This window comes from Actinacidiphila epipremni (genome assembly GCF_012034175.1).
In the GTDB taxonomy this organism is placed as follows: domain Bacteria; phylum Actinomycetota; class Actinomycetes; order Streptomycetales; family Streptomycetaceae; genus Actinacidiphila; species Actinacidiphila epipremni.
This window is the reverse complement of sequence record NZ_JAATEJ010000018.1, coordinates 1-19,667: the sequence shown is the minus strand read 5'-3', so window position 1 is coordinate 19,667 and position 19,667 is coordinate 1. Positions and strand designations below refer to the sequence as shown.

Genomic DNA, 19,667 nt, shown 5'->3' with positions numbered 1-19,667 from the left:
TACGAGAGCGGACACCGACCACCGTCACGGAGGCGCGGATGGACAGCCGAGAGGTCTACAAGAGGATCACCGAGGGCCGCACGGCCGACGACGAGCGCGCGTTCGTATGCGAATTCCTCGGCACGCTCCTGCTGGTCTTCTTCGCGGTGGGCGCGGCCGTGCTCTCCGGCGAGTTCATCGGCACGCTGGGCATCGCGCTCGCCTTCGGCCTGACGCTGCTCGCCATCGCGTACGCGATCGGGCCGATCTCCGGCAGCCACGTCAACCCGGCGGTCACGCTGGGCATGCTGGTCGCCCGGCGGATCACCGTACGCACCGCCGTCGAATACTGGGTCGCGCAGTTCCTCGGCGCGATCGTGGGCGCCGCGCTGCTGCTGCTGGTCGCCAAGCAGGTGCCGGGGCTCCAGACGCACGGCGCCTTCGGCACCAACGGCTACGGCTTCCGCTCCGCCATCGGGGTGAACATCTTCGGCGCGTTCGTCACCGAGATCATCCTGACGTTCCTGCTGGTCTTCGTATGGCTCGCGGTCACCCACCGGGTCGCGGTGTTCGGCTTCGGCGGGCTGCCCATCGGGATGGCGCTCGCCGCGGTGCACCTGATCGGCATCCCGCTGACCGGCACCGGCGTGAACCCGGCGCGCAGCCTCGCGCCCGCGCTCTTCGCCGGCAGCCCGGCGCTGAGCCAGGTGTGGCTGTTCCTGGTCGCGCCGCCGATCGGCGCGGTGCTCGCCGCACTCGCCCACGAGGTCAGCCACCCGGCCCTGGCCGCGGTGCACGCCGCCCGGGCCGCGGCGGCCGAGCAGGAGACGGCCGCCAGGGCGGAAGGCCGGCCGGAGGCGTGAGCCCGGGCCCCCGGAGCCTCAGCCGTAGACCGGGCCGGTGAACTTCTCGCCCGGGCCCTGGCCCGGCTCGTCCGGCACGACCGACGCCTCGCGGAAGGCGAGCTGGAGCGACTTCAGGCCGTCGCGCAGCGGCGCGGCGTGGAAGGAGCTGATCTCCGTGGCGCTCGCGGTGACCAGCCCGGCCAGCGCCTGGATGAGCTTGCGCGCCTCGTCGAGGTCCTTGTGCCGCGCACCCTCCTCCGCCAGCCCCAGGTTGACCGCCGCCGCGCTCATCAGGTGGACGGCGACCGTGGTGATCACCTCGACGGCGGGCACGTCGGCGATGTCGCGGGTCAGGTCGTCGAAGCCGGGGGCCTGGTCGGGGCCGGGGGGGACAGGTACGTCGCTCATGCCGACACGATATGCCCCGTCCGGCCGATTACGGCCCTTGGCCCGGCGCTGCTATGCTGGGGGGACGACCGGTCGGGCACAGGTGTGTCCGACCATCAAGTGGAGGCTCCGATCTCCCACCCGAGCGGCCGGAAGGCCGACGGGTCCCGGTCAGACGGTCCGGTCCGGATCGTACGCCCTCCGGCGTACGCGCCGCCCGGTGCCGTCCGATGCGCCCCGCGGAATAACGCGGCGGTGCTCCCGGTTGTGAGGAGCCCCGCCTGTGTCCCGTACGGGGCGTTTTTGCTGACGCTGAACGCCTGGGGTACGGGTCGGTCCACAGAAGACAGACTCACGCGCGGCTGTCCGCCAGATCGGCCGCGTGGTGCAACCGAGGAGGCCCCATCAGCGCCGAGCCCCGCATCAACGACCGGATTCGCGTTCCCGAGGTGCGACTTGTCGGTCCCAGTGGCGAGCAGGTCGGCATCGTGCCGCTTGCCAAGGCCCTGGAGCTTGCGCAGGAGTACGACCTCGACCTGGTCGAGGTGGCGGCGAACGCCCGTCCGCCCGTGTGCAAGCTCATGGACTACGGGAAGTTCAAGTACGAGTCGGCCATGAAGGCCCGTGAGGCGCGCAAGAACCAGGCGCACACGGTCATCAAGGAGATGAAGCTCCGGCCGAAGATCGACCCGCACGACTACGACACCAAGAAGGGTCACGTCGTCCGGTTCCTCAAGCAGGGTGACAAGGTCAAGATCACGATCATGTTCCGCGGACGCGAGCAGTCCCGCCCCGAGCTGGGCTTCCGCCTGCTCCAGCGGCTCGCCGAGGACGTCCAGGAGCTCGGCTTCATCGAGTCGAACCCCAAGCAGGACGGCCGCAACATGATCATGGTCCTCGGTCCGCACAAGAAGAAGACCGAGGCGATGGCCGAGGCCCGCGAGGCCCAGGCCGCCCGCAAGGCAGGCCGCCAGGGCGAGGCCCCGGGCGAGCCGGACGCGGACGCCGAGGCCCCGGCCGAGGCAGCGGCCGACTCTCCGGCCGACGCCGGCTGAGACGAGACGTCCCGGAGCCCCGGCTCCGGGTGGTAATGCAGAACTGACGCTCTCCGTGTGCCCGAGCGGCGCACGGGAGGCCAGCGACGAGGAGACTACGGCGCCATGCCGAAGAACAAGACGCACAGCGGTGCGAGCAAGCGCTTCAAGATCAGCGGCTCCGGCAAGGTGCTGCGCGAGCGCGCCGGCAAGCGCCACCTGCTGGAGCACAAGCCGTCCAGCAAGACCCGCGCGCTGACCGGCACCGTCGAGGTCGCCGCCCCGGACGCCAAGAAGATCAAGAAGCTGCTCGGCAAGTGACGGCCGTGCCCCGTCCGGGGCGCGCCGTCCCGGGTCGGGAGTCCATTCGCTTTCGGGCCGCGTGAGTACGTCCGCGGTCCCCTAGAAGGAGTTATCAAGTGGCACGCGTCAAGCGGGCAGTCAACGCCCAGAAGAAGCGCCGGGCGGTCCTCGAGCAGGCCAGCGGTTACCGCGGTCAGCGTTCGCGCCTGTACCGCAAGGCCAAGGAGCAGGTCACCCACTCCCTGGTCTACAACTACAACGACCGCAAGAAGCGCAAGGGCGACTTCCGCCAGCTGTGGATCCAGCGGATCAACGCCGCGGCCCGCGCCAACGGCATCACCTACAACCGCTTCATCCAGGGTCTGAAGGCCGCCAACGTCGAGGTGGACCGCAAGATCCTCGCCGAGCTCGCCGTCAACGACGCCAACGCCTTCGCGGCGCTGGTCGAGGTCGCGCAGAAGGCGCTGCCCGCGGACGTGAACGCCCCGAAGGCGGCGTGACACCCCACCGAGCGCACAGCGCGGTACCCCGGGCCCGTGGGCGGCATCGCCCCCGCGGGCCCGTTCGCTGCCCCCTCGGACCCGGACCCGGACTTGGCGCCGCACCCGGCCGAGGCCACTGAACCCCCTGGAGCCACCACCCCCATGGCCACCACCCCCGAGCTGACCTCGCTGCGCTCCGCGCGGGTCACCGCCGCGCACCGGCTGGCCCGGCGCAGCTTCCGCGGCAAGGAGCGGCGGTTCCTGGCCGAGGGGCCGCAGGCGGTACGGGAGGCGATCGCGCACTCCGGGGGCCCGGCCGGGCGCACCCTCGTCGAGCTGTACGCCACCCCCGAGGCCGCCGGGCGGCACGCCGACCTGGTGGCCGCCGCCCGCGCCGCCGGGGCGCCGGTGCTCACCGCGACCCCCGAGGTCATGGCGGAGATCTCCGACACCGTCACCCCGCAGGGCGTCGTCGGGATCTGCCGCTTCCTCGACACGCCCTTCGCCGAGGTGCTGCGCACCCGCCCCCGGCTGGTCGCCGTGCTCGCCCACGTCCGCGACCCCGGCAACGCCGGCACCGTGCTGCGCTGCGCCGACGCGGCCGGCGCCGACGCCGTCGTCCTCACCGACGCCTCCGTCGACCTCTACAACCCCAAGGCCGTCCGCGCCTCGGCCGGCAGCCTGTTCCACCTGCCCGTCGCCGTCGGCGTGCCCGTCACCGAGGCCGTCCAGGGCCTGCGCGCCGCCGGCGTACGCCTCCTGGCCGCCGACGGCGCGGGGCAGCGCGACCTCGACGCGGAGATGGACGAGGGCACGCTGCGCGGCCCCACCGCGTGGATCTTCGGCAACGAGGCGTGGGGCCTGCCCGAGGAGACCAGGGCGCTGGCCGACGAGGTCGTACGCGTCCCCATCCACGGGCGCGCCGAGAGCCTCAACCTCGCCACCGCCGCCGCGGTGTGCCTCTACGCCTCCGCGAGGGAGCAGCGTGCGCCCGGAGGGTGCCGCAGCGTTACGTCCACCTAGTAGGGTGGCTCGCCCGGGCGACCCGGAAAGGGGGGCGGCGCTCATGGGTGTCACGGCGTCAGACAAGGCTGCGCAGGGCGGGGTGACGGTCCTGGCCGCACAGCCCCACGACCCCGGCGAGGGCCCGGCGCCCGGCCCGTATCCCGGCCCGGCCGGCAGCCCCGCGGGCGGCACCGCCGACGGCTTCGCGCTGCACCCCGACGACCTGCCCGACGGGCTGCTGGTCGCCGACCGCACCGGCCGGGTGGTGTGCTTCAACGCCGCCGCCGCCCGGATCAGCGGGCTGCGCCCGCAGGACGTGCTCGGCCGCCCGGTGGAGCAGGCGCTGCCGCTGGAGGACCTGGAGGGCCGCCGCTGGTGGCCGCTGACCGACCCGTACGGGGGACTGCCCATCCGCACCGGCCAGCCGGAGCGCAACCTGCTGCTGCCCGGCGGGCGCGAGGTGCTGGTCGCCGCCCGGTACGTACGCGAGCGGCCCGCGGGCCCGGTGCTGCGGCTGGTGGTCACGCTGCGCGGCACCGAGGCCAGGCGGCGCACCGAACGCAGCCACGCCGAGCTGATCGCCACCGTCGCGCACGAGCTGCGCTCCCCGCTGACGTCGGTCAAGGGCTTCACCGCGACGCTGCTCGCGAAATGGGAGCGCTTCACCGACGACCAGAAGAAGCTCATGCTGGAGACCGTCGACGCCGACGCCAACCGCGTCACCCGGCTCATCGCCGAGCTCCTCGACATCTCCCGGATCGACTCCGGGCGCCTGGAGGTGCGCCGCCAGCCGGTCGACCTCGCCGCCGCCGTACGCCGGCACGTGGACGCGCACGTCGCCGCGGGCCAGCAGCCCGACCGCTTCCACGTCCGGGTCGCGCAGCCGCTGCCCGCGCTGTGGGCCGACCCGGACAAGATCGACCAGGTGCTCGGCAACCTGCTGGAAAACGCGGTGCGCCACGGCGAGGGAACCGTCACCATCGAGGTGGCGCCCGACGTCCCGGGCGACGACGGCGAGCGGCGGTCCGACGCGACCGCGGTCACCGTGAGCGACGAGGGTCCCGGCATCCCGGAGGAGTCCATGAGCCGCGTGTTCACCCGCTTCTGGCGGGGCAGCAAGCGCGGCGGCACGGGCCTGGGGCTCTACATCGTCAAGGGCATCGTCGAGGCGCACGGCGGCACGATCACCGTCGGCAGGGCCGCCGGCGGCGGCGCCGAGTTCCGATTTACGCTGCCCATCGGGGCCCCCGCGTACCTGGCCTGAAGCGGCACCGCCGCCGGGCCTCCGGGAAGGTCACGACGGGCGAAACCGCCGGTCGTACCGGCGCCAGTAGACTCGGGTCCTGGCATGTGTCCGGTCGGGCAGCACAGGCAGCACAACGCAGCACAGCCTCCACCGCGATCCCACCGCCATGCGGTGGCCCGCGACGGCGCCCACCACCATCGTCCATTTTCGGAACGGGAAGAGATGTCGGCACCCAACAAGTCCTACGACCCTGTCGAGGTCGAGGCGCTGAAGCCGGAAGCGATCGAGCGGATGCGCGCCGAAGCGCTCGCCGCGATCGCCGCGGCCGGCGACCTGGAAGCGCTCACCCACGTCAAGACCGCCCACACCGGCGGCGGCTCGCCGCTGGCGCTGGCCAACCGGGAGATCGGCGCCCTCCCGCCGCAGGCCAAGGCCGAGGCGGGCAAGCGGGTGGGCCAGGCCCGCGGCGCGGTCAACCAGGCGCTCGCCGCCCGGCAGGCCGAGCTGGAGGCCGAGCGCGACGCCCGGGTGCTCGTCGAGGAGTCCGTCGACGTCACGCTGCCCTACGACCGCCGCCCGGCCGGCGCCCGGCACCCGCTGACGACGCTGTCCGAGCGCATCGAGGACATCTTCACGGCCATGGGCTACGAGGTCGCAGAAGGCCCCGAGGTCGAGGCCGAGTGGTTCAACTTCGACGCGCTGAACTTCCCGCCCGACCACCCGGCCCGCGAGACGCAGGACACCTTCTTCGTCGCCGGACCCGAGGACGGAGGCTCCGGTGGGGGAGAGTCCGGTGTCGTGCTGCGCACCCACACCTCGCCGGTGCAGATCCGCGCCCTGCTGGAGCGCGAGCTGCCGGTGTACGTGATCGCGCCGGGCCGCGTCTACCGCTCCGACGAGCTGGACGCCACCCACACCCCGGTCTTCGCGCAGGTCGAGCTGCTCGCGGTGGACGAGGGCCTGACCATGGCCGACCTCAAGGGCACCCTCGACCACATGGTCGTCTCGCTGTTCGGCGAGGGCATGACGACCCGGCTGCGGCCCAACCACTTCCCCTTCACCGAGCCGTCCGCCGAGATGGACATGCTCTGCTACGTCTGCCGCGGCGAGTCCGTCGGCAACCCCGACCGCCCCTGCCGCACCTGCTCCTCCGAGGGCTGGATCGAGCTCGGCGGCTGCGGCGTGGTCAACCCCCGGGTGCTCACCGCGTGCGGGGTGGACCCGGAGAAGTACAGCGGCTTCGCCTTCGGCTTCGGCATCGAGCGGATGCTGATGTTCCGCCACAACGTCGAGGACATGCGAGACATCGTCGAGGGTGACGTGCGCTTCACCCTCCCGTTCGGGATGGAGATCTGATGCGGGTCCCGCTTTCTTGGCTGCGGGAGTACGTCGACCTGCCCGCCGGAGTCACCGGCCGCGACGTCCAGGCCAAGCTCATTTCCGCCGGCCTGGAGGTCGAGACCGTCGACCAGCTCGGCGCCGGCGTCAAAGGCCCGCTCGTCGTCGGCCGGGTGCTGACCATCGAGGAGCTGGAGGGCTTCAAGAAGCCCATCCGCTTCTGCACCGTCGACGTCGGCGACGCCAACGGCACCGGCGAGCCGCAGGAGATCGTGTGCGGCGCCCGCAACTTCGCCGTCGGCGACCTCGTCGTGGTCATCCTCCCCGGCGGCGTCCTGCCCGGCGACTTCCAGATCGCCGCCCGCAAGACGTACGGCCATGTCTCGCACGGCATGATCTGCTCCGCGCGCGAACTGGGCATGGGCGACGACCACGAGGGCATCATCGTGCTCCAGCCCGGCCCCGAGCCCGGCAGCGACGCGATCGAGCTGCTGGAACTGGTCGACGAGGTCCTCGACATCGCCGTCACGCCCGACCGCGGCTACTGCCTGTCGATCCGCGGTGTCGCCCGCGAGGCCGCCATCGCCTACGGCGTGCCGCTGCGCGACCCCGCGCTGCTCGACGTGCCCGCGCACAACGGCGACGGCTACCCCGTCACCCTCGCCGACCCGGCCGGCTGCGACCGCTTCACCGCCCGCACCGTCACCGGCATCGACCCCGAGGCCGCCTCGCCGATCTGGCTGCAGCGCCGGCTGCAGAAGGTCGGCATGCGGCCCATCTCGCTCACCGTCGACGTCACCAACTACGTCATGATCGAGCTGGGCCAGCCGCTGCACGCCTACGACCGCTCCCGGCTCAGCGGGCCCATCGTGGTGCGCCGCGCCCGGGCCGGCGAGAAGCTCACCACGCTGGACGGCGCCGAGCGCACCCTCGACCCCGAGGACCTGGTCATCACCGACGACTCCGGGCCCGTCGGACTGGCCGGCGTCATGGGCGGCGCCGGCACCGAGATCGCCGACGGCGGCTCCACCGACGTCGTCATCGAGGCCGCGCACTTCGCGCCGATCCCGATCGCCCGCACCTCGCGCCGCCACAAGCTCGGCTCCGAGGCGTCCCGCCGCTTCGAGCGCGGCACCGACCCGCTCGCCACCTCCGCCGCCGCCCAGCGCACGGTGGACCTGCTGGTGCTGCTCGCCGGCGGCACCGCCGGGCCCGGCGTCACCGAGATCGCCGCGCCGGTCGCGCCGACCGCCATCACCATGCGGGCCGACCACCCCGACAAGGTCGCCGGCACCGCGTACGGCCGCGAGACCGTCGTGCGCCGGCTCCAGGAGATCGGCTGCGACGTCACCGGCTCCGACGAGCTGACCGTCACCGTGCCCTCGTGGCGGCCCGACCTGAACTACGTCAACGACCTCGCCGAGGAGGTCATCCGGCTGGAGGGCTACGAGAACCTGCCCTCCACGCTGCCCAAGCCGCCCGCCGGCCGCGGCCTGACCGGCAACCAGCTGCTGCGCCGCCGGGTCGGCCGGGCGCTGGCCGGCGCCGGATACGTCGAGGCGCCCAGCTACCCCTTCGTCAGCGCCGGGACCTTCGACCAGCTCGGCCTCGACGCGGACGACGCCCGGCGCCGCACCGTACGGCTCGCCAACCCGCTCGACGACACCGAGCCGTCGCTGCGCACGACGCTGCTGCCCGGGCTGCTGGCGACGCTGCGCCGCAACGTCGGGCGGGGCGCGCACGACGTCGCGCTCTTCGAGACCGGGCTGGTCTTCCTGCCCCGCGCCGAGCGGCTGCTCCCGCCGCGGCTGCCGGTCGACCGGCGCCCGACCGCCGAGGAGATCGCCGCGCTGGAGGCCGCGCTGCCCGAGCAGCCGCGCCGGGTCGGCGTGGTCCTCGCCGGGGCGCGCGAGCTCGCCGGCTGGTGGGGCGGGGCGCAGCCCGCGAGCTGGGCGGACGCGATCGAGGCGGCGCGTACGGTGGCCCGCGAGACGGGCGTCGCCCTCACCGTGCGGGCCGGGCAGTACGCGCCCTTCCACCCCGGGCGGTGCGCGGTGCTGCTCGCCGGCGAGCAGGTCGTCGGCCACGCCGGTGAGCTGCACCCGCGGGTGAGCAAGGCCTTCGGGGTGCCCGAGCGCACCGCCGCGATGGAGGTCGACCTCGACCTGCTCGCCGCGGCGGGCGGCGAACGGGCGACGGGGCCGCGCGTGTCGACCTTCCCGGTCGCCACGCAGGACGTCGCGCTCGTGGTGGACGCGGCTGTCCCCGCCGCGGACGTCGAGGCCGCGCTGCGCGCGGGGGCGGGCGAACTCCTGGAGTCCGTCCGCCTCTTCGACATCTTCACCGGTCCGCAGATCGGCGAGGGCCGCAAGTCCCTCGCCTACGCGCTCCGCTTCCGCGCCCCCGACCGCACCCTCACCGCGGAGGAGGCTTCCGCCGCCCGCGACGCCGCGATCGCCTCGGCGGCGAGCCACACGGACGCCACCCTCCGCGGCGCATAACGCTCACCGCGAGCCCGGGGGGAGGGGCGCCCGCCCTTCCCCCTCGGGGCTGCGCCCCGCCCTGCCCCTTGAGCCCGCCCCGCGATCGTCCCCCGCCCGGGGCTACGCCCCGAAGAGCCCCTTGAGCCCGTCCTGCGACCATCCGTCCACGTGGGCTGGTCGCGCAGTTCCCCGCGCCCCTGATTGGTTGCCCTCACGCGCACGTGCCGGCCCCTCGTGAGCCGGCCTTTTGCCGCGCGGGCCGGCAAACCAGGGGCGCGGGGAACTGCGCGGCAAGCCATGGCGAAAGGGACGTTCGCGGGACGGGCTCAAGGGGCTCTTCGGGGCGCAGCCCCGGGGGGGGGACGGGCCCGAGGGGCAGGGTGGGGCGGCAACGGGGGGAGGGGAAGCTCGCTCGTTCGGGTGAGGGTGGGCCTCGGGAGGCGCGAAGGGCGAGCTCGGGGCGCAAGAATGGTGCGCGTCGACGCGAGCCGCAAGGGGGAGCCGGCTGGATGAGGCTGAAGCGAACCCTCTGGGGGCGGGCCCGCGCACCGTGGGCCGTGATGTCGGCCGGGTGGCTCACCGCAATGGGCCTGCTCGCCTGGGCCGTGCCCGACGGCACCGACGTCCTGCCCGCCCTCGTGGCAACCCCCGCGCTCACCGTCGCGACCGGCGCCCGCCGCCTCGACGTCCTGGCCAGCGGCACGCTCGCCCTCGCCGCGCTCGGCACCGACATCGCGGACGACTCCGTGCAGCTCTCGGCGGGCACCGCCGCGGGCGCCGCCGGCGCGGTGCTCGCGGTGATAGCCGCCGGGATGTGGACCGCCGGCCGCCACACCCTCATGACCGCCGAGCTCGACCGCACCCGCGAGATCGCCGCCGCCGCCCAGCAGGTCCTGCTGCCCTCCCTGCCCCGCAAGGTCGGCGGCCTCCTGGTGACCGGCGAATACGTCTCCGCCAGCCACGGCGCCCGGATCGGCGGCGACTTCTACGAGGTCCTGGCCACCCCCTTCGGCGTGCGCGTCCTGATCGGGGACGCCCGCGGCCACGGCCTGCCCGCGATCGGCCTGGTCGCCGCCCTGCTGGGCAGCTTCCGCGAGGCCGCCCACCAGGAGCCGGAACTCGCCGGCGTGCTGGGCCGGCTGGACGGCGCGATGCAGCGCCACCTGGCCGAGCGCGCCGGCGCGGCGGGCGCCGCGCCGGAGGAGGCGGAGGACGCCGAGGAGTTCGCGACCCTGCAGATCGTGCAGCTCACCGAGGACGGCGCGCTGCTCGCCGTCAACTGCGGCCACCCCGCGCCGTACGTCCTCGGCCCGCGCACGGGTCTGCTGCCGCTGGCCGAGCCGCTGCCGCCGCTCGGCCTGTTCGACCCGGCCGGCACTCCCGTCCTGGTGAGCCGGGACCGGCTGGAGCCCGGCGAGGGCCTGCTGCTGCACACCGACGGCGTGGCCGAGGCCCGGGACGCCGCGGGCCGCTTCTTCGCGCTGTCCGAGGCCGTCGCGGAGCTGGCGTCCCGCCGGGTGCGCGGCACGGACGTCGCGTCGCTGCTGCGCGCCGCGGTCGTGCGTCACACCGGCGGACGCTGCGACGACGACCTCGCCCTGCTGGTCCTCCTGCGCGACGGCGGCCCCCGCCCCGGCATCCCCCTCGACACGGCCCTGTCGGCGACCTAGCTCGCCCGTTCGGAGAACATCGCTGGCCTCGCCCGCGCCGATGCGCGACGGTGGACGGAAGGGAAGCGTCCGCGTCCACCGAGGGAGGACCGCCGTGGCCGAGCAGTCCGCGCGGGAGGCGGCCCCGCCGCAGTCGCCGCCGGGCGGGCCGCAGCCGCCGCGGGTCCCGACCGTCATCGTGGACGGCCTGCACGTCGTCTACCGCGTCTACGGCTCCGGTACCGGCCGCGGCAACGCCACCGCCGCCTTCCGCCGGCTGCTGCTGCGGCAGCAGGCCCCCACCGTGCAGACCGTGCACGCCGTCAAGGGCGTGACGTTCACCGCCTACCGCGGCGAGGCCATCGGCATCATCGGCTCCAACGGCTCGGGCAAGTCCACCCTGCTCAAGGCCATCGCCGGCCTGCTGCCGGCCGAGCGCGGCCGGGTCTACACCGACGGCCAGCCCTCCCTGCTGGGCGTCAACGCCGCCCTGATGAACGACCTCACCGGCGCCACCAACGTCATCCTCGGCGGCCTGGCCATGGGCATGTCCCAGGAGGAGATCCAGCAGCGCTACCAGGGCATCGTCGACTTCTCCGGCATCAACGACAAGGACGACTTCATCTCCCTGCCCATGCGCACCTACTCCTCCGGCATGGCCGCCCGGCTGCGCTTCTCCATCGCCGCCGCCAAGAACCACGACGTGCTGCTCATCGACGAGGCGCTGGCCACCGGCGACCTCGCCTTCCAGAAGCGCTCGGAGGAGCGGATCCGCGAGCTGCGCAAGGAGGCCGGCACCGTCTTCCTGGTCAGCCACAGCAACAACGCCATCCGCGACACCTGCGACCGGGTGCTGTGGATCGAGAAGGGCGAGCTGCTGATGGACGGCCCCACCGACGACGTCGTCAAGGCGTACGAGTCGCACTCCGACGGCCCCGGGCCGGCAGACCCCGGCCCCCCGGGCCCGGCCGGCTGACGGGCCCGGGCCGCCGCGGCCCCGCGAACCCGCTCAGTACGGGTAGAAGCCCGCCCCGGACTTCCGGCCGAGCCGTCCGGCGTCCACCATCCGCTGCAGCAGCGGCGGCGCCGCGTACAGCGGCTCCTTGTACTCCGCGTACATCGAGTCGGCGATCGCCGCGACCGTGTCCAGGCCGATCAGGTCCGACAGCTTGAGCGGCCCCATCGGGTGGGCGCAGCCCATCTCCATGCCGTTGTCGATGTCCTCGCGGGTCGCGATACCCGACTCGTACATCCGGATCGCCGACAGCAGATACGGCACCAGCAGCGCGTTGACGACGAAGCCCGAGCGGTCCCGCGCCCGGATCGCGTGCTTGCCCAGCACCTTCGCGACGAAGTCCTCCGCGCGCGTGAAGGTCTCGCTGCCGGTGGTCAGCGCCGGGATCAGCTCCACCAGGGCCTGCACGGGCGCGGGGTTGAAGAAGTGGATGCCGAGCACCCGGTCCGGCCGTGACGTCGCGACCGCGAGCCGTACCAGCGGGATCGAGGAGGTGTTGGACGCCAGGATCGCGTCCTCGCGCCGCACCACCTGGTCCAGCACCTTGAAGATGTCGGTCTTGACCCGCTCGTCCTCCACGACCGCCTCGATGACCAGGTCGCGGTCGGCGAACTCGCCGAGGTCGGTGGTGAAGCTCAGCCGGCCCAGCGCCGCGTCCCGCTGCTCCTCGGTGATCTTGCCTCGCTCGGCGGCCTTGCCGAGGGAGTTGGTGAGCCGCCCCCGGCCCAGCTCCAGCGCCTCACCGGTGGTCTCCGCGACCCGGACGTCCAGCCCGGCCTTCGCGCACACCTCGGCGATACCGGACCCCATCTGACCGGCGCCCACGACTCCGACGCGCTCGATGTCTCCCACTCGACCAGCCCTTCACGCTGCTCCGCCGCCACCTGCCTACCCTCCGGTACGTTACCCGGGCCGCCGGCGGACGCGGCGCCGGGCCCGCCCGCCGGCTCGCGGCGGACGGGCGGGCCCGGCGGTCGGTCAGCCCTTGGCGCAGGCCGTGCCGTTGAGCGTGAAGGCGGCCGGTACCGCCGGGGTGCCGGGCGCGGCGCCCGTGAAGCCGAAGACGGCGTTGCCGCCGGCCGGGATCGTGGTCGCCCAGCCCGGCGCGGTCACCGTGACCGCCGCGCCGCTCTGGGAGTAGTCCGCGCTCCACAGCGACGTCACCGTCTCACCGGCGCCGAAGGACCAGCCGACCTTCCAGCCGGCCACGGCCGCACTGCCCTTGTTGGTGACCGTCACCGACGCCTGGAAGCCGCCGGGCCACTGGTTGGTGATCGTGTACCCGACCGTGCACGCCCCGGCCGGCGCGCTCGTCGGCGGCGTGGTGGGCGGGGTCGTGGGCGGTGTGGTCGGCGGAGTCGTCGGAGGTGTGGTGGGCGGCGTGGTGGGCGGGGTCGTCGGGGGAGTGGTCGGAGGTGTCGTCGGCGGGGTCGTACCGCCGCCCGAGGTGTCCGACGTGTCGCCGTAGATGATCCCGCGCCCGTTCGTCGCGACGTACACCCGCCCGTAGACCCGCGGGTCGCCGGTGATCGCCGCGTTGGTCACGCCGTACTGGTGGGCGTCGTCGTTGATCCGCACCCAGCTCGCGCCGGCGTCGGTGGAGCGGAAGATGCCGCGCACCCCGCCGATCTTCGCGCTGGTGTAGAGCGCCTGGTAGGAGGCGCCGGGCGCGGCCTTGCCGAAGCCGATGGTGTCGGCCTCCTGCACATTGGCCAGCTTGCTGAAGGACGCCCCGGAGTTGGTGGAGTGCCACAGCCCGTACGTGGAGCCCGAGCCGCCGACGACCCACACGTCGCCCTCGGTGCCGGGCAGCGCCTTGAGCTTGCCGCTGTCGGCGGGCAGCCCGGTCGCCGCGGTCGCGGTGAAGGTCGCGCCGCCGTCGGTGCTGACGTAGAACCTGCCGCCGGACAGGCCGTAGAACTTCTTCGGGTTCACCCGGTCCGAGGCGACGGCCGCGCCGGTGGGGATGCCGGTGGACGCCTGCCAGGAGGAGCCGAAGCCGGTGGTGTGCTGGACGCCGGTGCCCGACGGGCTCCACACGAAGCCGCTGCCGTCGGCCGCCGCCGCGACCGTACCGCCGCTCGCGCCCGAGGGGTCGGTGCCGGCGAACCAGTTGGCGCCGTTGTCGGTGGAGAAGGCGACATGCGCGCCGGAGTCGATGTTCCCGACCCGGACGACGATGTTCGCGTTCGTCCCGGCGTAGTCCAGGCTCGTGGTGGTGGTGAAGTTCGGCTGGGTGAACATCATCGGCGGCACCGTGTCGAGGCTGGTGTGCCTAAAACCGCCGAGGTCGCCGAGCGCGCTGATCAGCGGGGCGCCGGTGGGCGGGCTGATCAGGTCCTGCACGGAGGTCTCCTCCAGGCCCTTGGCGTTGGGCTTGACGGTGAACTTCGCGCCGGTGTCCCAGTTGGTGAGGTTGTCGGTGCCGTAGAGCGTGGCGCCGGTGCCGTACCACATGCGGTTGGAGTCGAACGGGTCGATCTCCAGCGACTCCGTCATCCAGCCGAGCTTGGGCGCCTCCTCGGGCGGCGCCGGGTTGCCGCCCCAGCTCAGCCACGGGGAGGCGGAGATGTCCATGGTGTAGCGGTCGCTGCGGGTCGGGTAGCTGGGGGTGTCCCACGCGCGGGTCCAGGTGGCGCCGCTGTCGGTGGACCGGAAGATCTGGGTGTCCGCCCACCAGGAGCTGTAGCCGGTGACCATGACCGTGCCGGGGTGCTGCCGGTCCACGCTCAGGCCGCTGTAGCCGAAGTAGGTGTCCGCGTCCGACATCGGGCTGACGTTCGTCCAGGTGCCGGTGGCCGTCGCGTACCGCCACACCTGGCCCTTGGCGCCGTCGTACGGGCCGCCGGTGTCGCTGGTGGCGAGGTAGAGGTAGCCGTTGACGCTGTCCAGGACGCCCTTGTGCGCGATGTAGCCGGTGGGCTGGCCGGCCAGCCGCGACCAGGTCGTACCGCCGTCGGTGGAGCGGTAGACGGTGTTGTCCTTGTCGGCGACGCCGACGTAAATGGTCTGCGTGGTGCTGCCCTTGGTGCCGGTGCGCGGGTCGAAGGTCACCCACACGTCGCCCTGGTTGTCGCTCTGGTAGCCGGTGCTGTCGGTGGGGTCGGCGACGTAGGTGCCGGCGTTGGGGAAGGAGGCGACCTTCGCCCAGGTCACGCCGGAGTCGGTGCTGCGCCACAGGCCGTTGCCGCTGGGGGCGGCGAAGTAGAGCACGCTGTCCTTGTTCGGGTCGATCGCCAGCCGCTCGCCCATGCCGCGGCCCGGCATGTTGCCGCCGAGCTTGAAGGGCAGCGCCGTCGCCTGCCAGGTCGTGCCGCGGTCGGAGGAGCGCAGGATGGCGCCGTTGTCCGGGTCCCAGGAGTTGGTGTACATCCCGACCGCCGCGTACACCTTGTCGGGTGCGAGCGCGTCGGTGGCCAGGCTCACCACGCCGTTGCGGTTCCAGTCCGTCCAGCCGGCCGAGTCCAGCAGCGGGGTCCAGGACTTCGTCGACTGGTTCCAGCGGTAGGCGCCGCCGATGTCGGTGCGGGCGTAGGCGAGGTTCTTCTCCGACTGGTTGAAGACGATGCCGGGGATGAAGCCGCCGCCCTCGATCTGCACGTTCTTCCAGGTGTACGTGTCCGCCACGGCGGCGGGTGCGGCTTGCGCCGCCGCGCCGGAGCCGCCGGTGGCGCCGGTGGCGGCGGCGGTGGCCGACGCGACGCCCAGGGCGCCGCCGATGAGGGAGAGCGCCGCGACGAGCGCGGCGAGGGGTCTGCGAAGCATGCGTACGTCCTTGTGTGTGGGGGTGGACGGACGGGAGCGCGGTGCGGGTGGGGGAGGTGCATGCGCGTGGGAGCGCTCCCACGAGAGGTCCGATGATAGCGCTCGCATTCCTCCCGGAGAAGCCCTGTGAGCCGGTGCCGGGCCGCGGGGGTCCCGCCCTGCCGGGGCGGGCGGCGGGGCGCACGGGGGGCTCGTACCGCTCACCGGCCGGCTCGCCCGGCGGGTTGACGGTGCGTCATGCGGGACGCCGTCCGTACGCCCCGCGTGCGCCGGTACGTTCAAGGGCGCGGCGCGCGGGGCAGGGATGGACGATGCCCGGCCGCGGGGCCGGCGCGACGTCAGGAGGCAGGCATGGCAGGGCTCTCGCGGCGAACGCTCACAACCGGCGCGGTCGGGGTGGCGGCGGCCATCGCGCTGCCGGCGCCGGCGCAGGCCCGGGCTGGGGCGGGGGCTGGGGTGGGGGCTGCTCAGCCTGGGGCTCGGGCTGCTCAGGCCGCGGCTGCGGCTGGGGCGCCGGCGGGGGAGCGGCACCGGCGGCCGGGCCGGCGGCGGGAGCTGCGCGGCATGTGGATCGCCACGGTGGCCAACACCGACTGGCCCTCCGCCCCCGGCCTGCCGCCCGCCCAGCAGCGCCAGGAGCTGCTGGACCTGCTCGACCTCGCCGTGGAGCGCCGGCTCAACGCCGTGATGTTCCAGGTCCGCCCGACCGCCGACGCCTTCTGGCCCTCCCCGTACGAGCCGTGGGCGGCGTATCTGACCGGCACGCAGGGCTGCGACCCCGGCTGGGACCCGCTGGGCACCGCCGTGCGCGAGGCGCACCGCCGCGGCCTGGAGCTGCACGCGTGGTTCAACCCCTACCGTGTCGCCAACAGCGCCGACCCGGCCCTGCTCGCCCCCACCCACCCCGCGCGCCGGCACCCGGAGTGGACCGTCACCTACGGCGGCAAGCTCTACTACAACCCGGGCCTGCCCGAGGTCCGCCGCTTTGTCCAGGACGCGATGCTCGACGCGGTGCGCCGCTACCCGGTCGACGCCGTGCACTGGGACGACTACTTCTACCCCTACCCGGTCGCCGGCCAGGTCTTCGACGACGACGCCGCCTACGCCGCGTACGGCGCCGGCTTCCCCGACCGCGACGCCTGGCGCCGCCACAACACCGACCTGCTGGTGCGCGAGACCGCCGCCCGCATCAAGGCCATCCGCCCCGGCACGCAGTTCGGCATCAGCCCCTTCGGCGTATGGCGCAACGCCGCGAACGACCCCCTCGGCTCGGCCACCACCGCCGGCGTCCAGACCTACGACGACCTCCACGCCGACACCCGCGGCTGGGTCAAGCGCGGCTGGATCGACTACATCGTCCCCCAGGTCTACTGGAACATCGGCTTCGCCGCCGCCGACTACGCGACCCTCGTCCCCTGGTGGTCCGACGTCGTCCGAGGCACCGGTGTGAATCTGTACATCGGCGAGGCCCTCTACAAAGCCGGCGACCCGACCCAACCGGCCCCGTGGCAGGACCCCCGCGAACTCCTCCGCCACCTCGACCTCTGCGCCCACTACCCTGAGGTCCGCGGCAACGTCTACTTCTCGGCCTCGCAGGTCGCCGCAGACCCCTTGGGAGCCATGACCCTCGTCCAGGACCGCTACGCCCAGCGGCGGAGGCATTGATTTCACGCGCTGAACCGAACGAGTCCTCCTTCGGTGGCAGGGAGATCGTCGATACGGAGCGCCGACTCGTCGTAGGGTGGAGTATCCAGTCGCTTCCCCATCGGTGAAACGGACTATCGACGCATGCCTCCAACCGACCGGAAACTCGGCAAGACCACACGAGTGAAGAATCCGGCCTCTCCGCGCCTTCCCACTGTGCTGCGACAAGCGGAATTCCCCAGGGACGACTTCGAGGATGATGTGGTCATTCGGCAGGTGCGTTACGACGGAAGCCACTTGGCCGCCCGGGACGTCGAGGCGGTTGAGATAGAGGGCTGCATCTTCAGCAACCTGCGTTTCGCCGGGACTCGCCTGCGCCAGAGTCAGATCAGCGACTCGCGGATCGAGACATGTGACTTCGCCGAGGTCTCGGCGCAGAACGTGTCGCTGGTGCGCTGTCACGTGACGGGCAGCCGTATGACGGGCTCCTCGTGGAAATCCGGCACTTTTCGCGACGTGACCTTCGAGAGCTGTGTCAGTGCGCCGGCCATGTACCGGAACGCGAAGATCTACGCCGTGGCGTTTGTCGACTGCCGTATGGCTGGAGCCGACTTCCAGTTCTCGGAGATGCACAACGTGCGTTTCGTGAACTGCGACCTCACGGGTGCACAGTTCGGCAACGTCGCCATGGGTAACGTCCGGTTTGAGAACTCGACGCTGGTCGACGTAGCGGGAGTGGCCCATTTCAAAGGCGCAACTGTGCAAGGCCCAGGGGCAATGGAGCTGGCCCTGAGCCTTGCACGCGAAGTGGGAATCCTCTTCGAGTAGTGGGAGCCCGCCTAGGCGGCCACCGCCGGCCGGTATCCCGCGTACGCGGGATCGGTGATGGTCCTGGCGACGTGCGCGAAGTCGATGTCGTCTGCGAAGCCGCACAGTTCGTCCAGGAGCATCGCGCCGTAGTCGGTGAAGACGCTGCGGTGCGAGGCCAGGTCCGCGCAGGCGTCGCGCAGCGACTGCGTGTAGAGGTCGATGAGTTCGGTGGTGCCGCGCCGGTGCTGCAGGTACATCAGCGGAACGGTGACGGCTGCCGCGTGAAACGCCTTGTCCAGCGGCCTCTTCCGGCCGATCTTGACGGCCGAGAGAGCGCGGTGTTCGTCGGCCTCCAGGTCGGTGGACGGCAGGGCGAAGGTGCCGTAAACCGTGTCTGCGACGAACAGGTTGAGGTGCATGGCCTCGTGTGTCAGGCACTCGGCGTACTGCGGCACCTTCCACCCGCGGCCAGGGCTCATGACGACGACGCCGGGCATCTGGGAGGCGGAACCTCCGCCGTCCGCCCCCGAGTTCAGGACCACGATGTCCGTCACCAACAGCCGGACCATCCGGTGGAGACCCGGACTCACGTCGCGGAGGTGCCGGAGAGCCGCGGTGATGTTCCCCCGCCAGCCGTCACGAGTGGCGGCGTCGCTCGGCGTGGCCCCGCCGAAGATGTGGTCGAAGATCCCGTGGTTGAGGCAGTGGCCCGCCCATCCGCCGTCCTCGAAGGTGATGGCGGCGTGGTTGTTGTTCTTGTCGTCGTTGTAATGGGCCGGCAGGGGCCGGAGCGTACTGATGGCCTTTCGGTACGCGGCCGGCAGTTCCTCTGCCGTGGGGTATTCGCGAATGAGCGCGGAGACCATCCGCGCCGTGTTCTCGTAGGTGTGGCCGAGGTTCATGAAGTGCACGAGGGATCCCCCTTGACGTGGTCTGGCGCGCGCCCGAGACGTGGTGTCCCCGCCCCGGGCGCGTTCGGAAGTCGGGGCGCCGGGCTGCCGGTCAGGCGGTCCAGCCGCCCATCATGCAGTTGTTCGCGTCGCTCCTCGACGCGACCACGCGCGTCATCACGCCGGTCACGACCCCGACCGGGTCCTCCTTGATTGCGGAGACCAGGTCGTTCAGGGCGTCGTCGGAGATGGCCGGCTCGCTCGTCGGCACCATGGGCTTCACTGGCGTACCTCTTTCCGAAGGGAACGGTGTGCATCGGTCTTCAGTGAACGGGTCGCCGATCCGCCTGAGGAGGAAACGCTCCGTGAGGCGCACTCGCGGAGAACCGGAAACTCTCGAAGGGGCCGTCCCTTGACACCGGCACCCGTATGTCACAGCGTCGCTACTGTGAGTGCATCGACGGGCAATGCGCTTCTTCGGCGCAAGATCGCTGAGGCAGGCTTCGGGCAGGCGGAGTTGGCCGAAGTGCTGAACGACTGGCTGCGTGAGCATGGTGAAGAGGGCACTGTCAGCGACCGCATGGTGAGGTATTGGGTCACGGGAAGAACCCGACGCCCCTGGAAGCGTACGCGGCTTGCCCTGGAGGCGGTGTTCGGGTGTTCTCTGGAAGAGCTTGGATTCGAACCGACGGCTCAGAACAGTTGCGCAGGCGATATGGAGCAGCCCGTGAACCGCAGGTCGTTCCTCAACAACTCCACCGCTGCGGCTGCATCGCACCTTCTGGGACACAC

17 protein-coding genes and 1 pseudogene are annotated in these 19,667 nt (G+C 72.5%); 13 read left to right on the top strand and 5 right to left on the bottom strand.

Translation table 11 applies throughout. The features are described from left to right. Positions 1-38 precede the first annotated feature (38 nt). The gene (locus HCN08_RS21155) at positions 39-842 is read left to right on the top strand and encodes an aquaporin (RefSeq protein WP_167984759.1); all 804 of its coding nucleotides are present in this window, start codon (positions 39-41) and stop codon (positions 840-842) included. A gap of 18 nt (positions 843-860) precedes the next feature. Here the strand turns inward: HCN08_RS21155 and HCN08_RS21150 are convergent, their stop codons facing one another. Further along, a complete protein-coding gene (locus HCN08_RS21150; RefSeq protein WP_167984758.1) occupies positions 861-1,232 on the bottom strand; it encodes a DUF1844 domain-containing protein in 372 nt (123 codons plus the stop codon). Positions 1,233-1,573: 341 nt separating this feature from the next. On the opposite strand from HCN08_RS21150, the gene infC reads away from it, so the two are divergent. From infC to HCN08_RS21105, 9 genes are all read left to right on the top strand, one after another. Continuing rightward, positions 1,574-2,266 carry a translation initiation factor IF-3 gene (infC, locus tag HCN08_RS21145; protein WP_167984877.1) on the top strand — a complete coding sequence of 231 codons (693 nt, stop codon included), beginning with the start codon at positions 1,574-1,576 and terminating at the stop codon, positions 2,264-2,266. Between the two features lie 105 nt (positions 2,267-2,371). Next, entirely contained in the window at positions 2,372-2,566 is a 195-nt protein-coding gene (rpmI, locus tag HCN08_RS21140; RefSeq protein ID WP_031515208.1) for a 50S ribosomal protein L35, read from the top strand. A gap of 98 nt (positions 2,567-2,664) precedes the next feature. Beyond that, entirely contained in the window at positions 2,665-3,048 is a 384-nt protein-coding gene (gene rplT, locus HCN08_RS21135; protein ID WP_031515209.1) for a 50S ribosomal protein L20, read from the top strand. A 144-nt stretch (positions 3,049-3,192) separates the two neighbouring features. Continuing rightward, the gene (locus tag HCN08_RS21130) at positions 3,193-4,053 is read left to right on the top strand and encodes a TrmH family RNA methyltransferase (protein WP_167984757.1); all 861 of its coding nucleotides are present in this window, start codon (positions 3,193-3,195) and stop codon (positions 4,051-4,053) included. 43 nt (positions 4,054-4,096) lie between these two features. Next, positions 4,097-5,299 (top strand): sensor histidine kinase, encoded by a 1,203-nt coding sequence (locus HCN08_RS21125; RefSeq protein WP_167984756.1) that lies wholly within the window; start codon positions 4,097-4,099, stop codon positions 5,297-5,299. Positions 5,300-5,503: 204 nt separating this feature from the next. Next, positions 5,504-6,637, top strand: a complete 1,134-nt coding sequence (gene pheS, locus HCN08_RS21120) for a phenylalanine--tRNA ligase subunit alpha (RefSeq protein WP_167984755.1) — start codon at positions 5,504-5,506, stop codon at positions 6,635-6,637. After that, a complete protein-coding gene (gene pheT, locus HCN08_RS21115; RefSeq protein ID WP_167984754.1) occupies positions 6,637-9,120 on the top strand; it encodes a phenylalanine--tRNA ligase subunit beta in 2,484 nt (827 codons plus the stop codon). Before pheS ends, pheT begins: the two co-directional genes overlap by 1 nt. A 491-nt stretch (positions 9,121-9,611) precedes the next feature. Continuing rightward, positions 9,612-10,772 (top strand): PP2C family protein-serine/threonine phosphatase, encoded by a 1,161-nt coding sequence (locus tag HCN08_RS21110; protein WP_240970297.1) that lies wholly within the window; start codon positions 9,612-9,614, stop codon positions 10,770-10,772. Positions 10,773-10,812: 40 nt separating this feature from the next. Further along, positions 10,813-11,727: an ABC transporter ATP-binding protein gene (locus HCN08_RS21105; RefSeq protein WP_167984753.1), complete on the top strand. Its 915-nt coding sequence runs from the start codon at positions 10,813-10,815 to the stop codon at positions 11,725-11,727. 33 nt (positions 11,728-11,760) lie between these two features. On the opposite strand, the gene HCN08_RS21100 is transcribed toward HCN08_RS21105, so the two are convergent. Beyond that, positions 11,761-12,618 carry a 3-hydroxybutyryl-CoA dehydrogenase gene (locus HCN08_RS21100; protein WP_167984752.1) on the bottom strand — a complete coding sequence of 286 codons (858 nt, stop codon included), beginning with the start codon at positions 12,616-12,618 and terminating at the stop codon, positions 11,761-11,763. Between the two features lie 126 nt (positions 12,619-12,744). Next, positions 12,745-15,531: a cellulose binding domain-containing protein gene (locus HCN08_RS21095; RefSeq protein ID WP_167984751.1), complete on the bottom strand. Its 2,787-nt coding sequence runs from the start codon at positions 15,529-15,531 to the stop codon at positions 12,745-12,747. A 351-nt stretch (positions 15,532-15,882) separates the two neighbouring features. Here HCN08_RS21095 and HCN08_RS21090 point away from each other — a divergent pair, with 351 nt between their 5' ends. Beyond that, the gene (locus HCN08_RS21090; protein WP_167984750.1) at positions 15,883-17,196 is read left to right on the top strand and encodes a glycoside hydrolase family 10 protein; all 1,314 of its coding nucleotides are present in this window, start codon (positions 15,883-15,885) and stop codon (positions 17,194-17,196) included. A gap of 123 nt (positions 17,197-17,319) precedes the next feature. Next, positions 17,320-18,003 (top strand): pentapeptide repeat-containing protein, encoded by a 684-nt coding sequence (locus tag HCN08_RS21085; protein ID WP_167984749.1) that lies wholly within the window; start codon positions 17,320-17,322, stop codon positions 18,001-18,003. An 11-nt stretch (positions 18,004-18,014) separates the two neighbouring features. Here the strand turns inward: HCN08_RS21085 and HCN08_RS21080 are convergent, their stop codons facing one another. Further along, positions 18,015-18,887 carry an aKG-HExxH-type peptide beta-hydroxylase gene (locus tag HCN08_RS21080; RefSeq protein WP_206319055.1) on the bottom strand — a complete coding sequence of 291 codons (873 nt, stop codon included), beginning with the start codon at positions 18,885-18,887 and terminating at the stop codon, positions 18,015-18,017. Between the two features lie 100 nt (positions 18,888-18,987). Beyond that, complete coding sequence (locus HCN08_RS21075; RefSeq protein WP_167984747.1) at positions 18,988-19,158, bottom strand: hypothetical protein; 171 nt, start codon at positions 19,156-19,158, stop codon at positions 18,988-18,990. Positions 19,159-19,323: 165 nt separating this feature from the next. On the opposite strand from HCN08_RS21075, the pseudogene HCN08_RS21070 reads away from it, so the two are divergent. Next, positions 19,324-19,667, top strand: a pseudogene (locus HCN08_RS21070) (XRE family transcriptional regulator); the annotation flags it as partial.

Coding starts and splice junctions, on each gene's coding strand:
- HCN08_RS21095 (WP_167984751.1), bottom strand. CDS start 15,531: ATGCTTCGCAGACCCCTCGCCGCGCTCGTCGCGGCGCTCTCCCTCATC.
- HCN08_RS21130 (WP_167984757.1), top strand. CDS start 3,193: ATGGCCACCACCCCCGAGCTGACCTCGCTGCGCTCCGCGCGGGTCACC.
- pheT (WP_167984754.1), top strand. CDS start 6,637: ATGCGGGTCCCGCTTTCTTGGCTGCGGGAGTACGTCGACCTGCCCGCC.
- HCN08_RS21110 (WP_240970297.1), top strand. CDS start 9,612: ATGAGGCTGAAGCGAACCCTCTGGGGGCGGGCCCGCGCACCGTGGGCC.
- rpmI (WP_031515208.1), top strand. CDS start 2,372: ATGCCGAAGAACAAGACGCACAGCGGTGCGAGCAAGCGCTTCAAGATC.
- HCN08_RS21155 (WP_167984759.1), top strand. CDS start 39: ATGGACAGCCGAGAGGTCTACAAGAGGATCACCGAGGGCCGCACGGCC.
- HCN08_RS21090 (WP_167984750.1), top strand. CDS start 15,883: ATGGCAGGGCTCTCGCGGCGAACGCTCACAACCGGCGCGGTCGGGGTG.
- HCN08_RS21125 (WP_167984756.1), top strand. CDS start 4,097: ATGGGTGTCACGGCGTCAGACAAGGCTGCGCAGGGCGGGGTGACGGTC.
- HCN08_RS21150 (WP_167984758.1), bottom strand. CDS start 1,232: ATGAGCGACGTACCTGTCCCCCCCGGCCCCGACCAGGCCCCCGGCTTC.
- HCN08_RS21085 (WP_167984749.1), top strand. CDS start 17,320: ATGCCTCCAACCGACCGGAAACTCGGCAAGACCACACGAGTGAAGAAT.
- pheS (WP_167984755.1), top strand. CDS start 5,504: ATGTCGGCACCCAACAAGTCCTACGACCCTGTCGAGGTCGAGGCGCTG.
- HCN08_RS21080 (WP_206319055.1), bottom strand. CDS start 18,887: ATGAACCTCGGCCACACCTACGAGAACACGGCGCGGATGGTCTCCGCG.
- HCN08_RS21105 (WP_167984753.1), top strand. CDS start 10,813: ATGCGCGACGGTGGACGGAAGGGAAGCGTCCGCGTCCACCGAGGGAGG.